Below are 2,234 nucleotides of genomic sequence, written 5' to 3' on the forward strand. Positions count from 1 at the left end.
GCGGCCAGCGTCAGCGCGTCGCCATCGCCCGAGCACTGTCGATCGGCCCCGACGCGATCATCGCGGACGAGCCGACAAGCGCGCTCGACGTGTCGGTGCGCGCCCAAATCCTGAACCTGCTCACGGACCTGAAGAAGGAACTGGGCCTGGCGATGGTCTTCATCTCGCACGACATCCAGACCGTCCGCTACGTGTCGGACCGGATCGCGGTCATGAACCGCGGCGTCGTCGTGGAGGAAGGGCCGGCGGCGCAGCTGCTGACCGACCCGAAGGACCCCTACACCCGCAAGCTGCTGGGCGCCGCGCCCTCGCTCCTGCACCCCAACCTTGACCTCGAAGGAGAGCACTAATTATGTCTTCGACGATCCGTGGCGTTGTCCCGCCGCTCGCGATTCCGCTCAAGGACGGTGAGCTCGACGTCCCCTCGCTCGAGCGTCACATCAACCGCATGATCGACGCGGGCCTCGACGGCCTGTTCGTGTCCGGCTCCACCGGTGAGGTCGCGTTCTCGACCGCCGAGCGCCGCGCCCAGATCCAGCGCGAAGCCGTGCGCATCGTCGATGGTCGTATCCCGCTCCTGGTGGGCGTCATCGACACCGAGACCGAGCGCGTCATCGAGAACATCAAGGCCGTGGAAGACATCGGCGGCGCCATCGGCGTCGTCGCGACCGCCCCGTTCTACGCCCTCGGCGGCGAGACCGAGGTCGAGCGTCACTTCCGCCTCCTGAAGGAGAACACGAGCCTGGAGCTGTGGGCCTACGACATTCCCGTGTGCGTGCACACGAAGCTCTCGCCCGACCTGCTCATGCGCCTGGGCCGCGACGGAGTCATCGACGGCGTCAAGGACTCCTCCGGCGACGACGTCGCGTTCCGTTGGCTGTGCCGCGCGAACGAGGCCGCCGGACACCCGCTCCAGCTCCTCACCGGCCACGAGGTCGTCGTCGGCCTGACCGAGTCCGCCGCCAAGCGCGAGGGTCGCGACGTCCTCGTCGCCAAGGTTCCCGCCCTCATGTCGGGCCGCTTCATCGCCGAGAACGGCTTCAAGGCCCCCGGCGAGGCGAAGATTCTCGTCGATCCCGCGACCCACCAGGTGCTCGGCATTCACGTCCTGGGCGCCTACGCGGCGGAAATGATCTGGGGCGCGCAGGCCGTCCTCGAGATGGAACTAACGGTCGAGGACCTGCGCCAGGTCGTCTTCCCTCATCCCACCGTGTCCGAGGTCATCCGCGAAGCCGCGTGGGCCGTCACGCTCTAACGAACCCCCTACGTCAAGGAAGAGTAGAACAATGACTCAGTCTCTTATCATCGACCCCAATGAGGTGCGTCGCCCCGGGCACGTGACGTTCCCCGAGGTCCCCGTCAACCAGTACACCTTCGACCGCGACACCGAGATTGCCCGCTACGGCGAAAAAGGCATGGTCCAGATGCTCCACGACATGATCGTCGTGCGCACCTTCGAGTCGATGCTCGACTCCATCAAGAAGACCGGCCGGTGGGAAGGCGTCGAGTACAACCACCGCGGCCCCGCCCACCTGGGCATCGGCCAGGAGAGCGCCTACGTCGGTCAGAGCTTTGTGCTCACCCCCGATGACTTCATCTTCGGCTCGCACCGCTCGCACGGTGAGATCCTCGCCAAGTGCTACTCGGCCATGCACCAGATGGACGAGGGCCAGCTCGAGGGCATCATGAAGGGCTTCCTCGGCGGCGAGACCCTCTCCTACGCTGAGAAGATCGACTACAAGGACACGAAGGATCTGACCGAGAACTTCATCCTCTTCGGCGCCCTCGCCGAGATCTTCGCCCGCAAGTCGGGCTTCAACCGCGGCCTGGGCGGTTCGATGCACACCTTCTTCCTGCCCTTTGGCTCCTACCCGAACAACGCGATCGTCGGCGGCTCCGCCCCGATCGCGAACGGCGCGGCCCTGTTCAAGCGCATCAATCGCAAGCCCGGCATTGTCGTCTCCAACGTCGGTGACGCTGCCCTGGCCTGCGGCCCCGTGTGGGAGGCCATGAACTTTGCGTCGATGGACCAGTTCCGTTCCCTGTGGCGTGAGGAGGACGGCGGCAACCCGCCGATCCTGTTCAACTTCTTCAACAACTTCTACGGCATGGGCGGCCAGACTTTCGGCGAAACCATGGGATATGAGATCCTCGCCCGCGTGGGCGCGGCCCTCAACCCCGAGGCCATGCACGCCGAGCGCGTCGACGGCATCAACCCGCTGGCCGTCGCGGAC

General features: G+C 65.9%; 2 protein-coding genes and 1 pseudogene. All 3 read left to right on the top strand.

Annotated features, from left to right (window positions below; all coding sequences use genetic code 11):
• Window positions 1-350 (top strand): annotated as a pseudogene (locus BQ7477_RS04730) (ABC transporter ATP-binding protein); the annotation flags it as partial.
• Window positions 351-352: 2 nt separating this feature from the next.
• A complete protein-coding gene (locus BQ7477_RS04735; protein ID WP_073983015.1) occupies window positions 353-1,255 on the top strand; it encodes a dihydrodipicolinate synthase family protein in 903 nt (300 codons plus the stop codon).
• A 31-nt stretch (window positions 1,256-1,286) separates the two neighbouring features.
• Window positions 1,287-2,234 (top strand): thiamine pyrophosphate-dependent enzyme (locus tag BQ7477_RS04740; RefSeq protein ID WP_234968694.1); only part of this gene is annotated, 948 nt, incomplete at its 3' end.

Source organism: Actinomyces bouchesdurhonensis, from assembly GCF_900128465.1.
GTDB classification, from domain to species: domain Bacteria; phylum Actinomycetota; class Actinomycetes; order Actinomycetales; family Actinomycetaceae; genus Pauljensenia; species Pauljensenia bouchesdurhonensis.

Excerpts from the sequence above, each read along its gene's own strand:
- BQ7477_RS04735 (WP_073983015.1), top strand. The coding sequence starts at position 353 with ATGTCTTCGACGATCCGTGGCGTTGTCCCGCCGCTCGCGATTCCGCTC.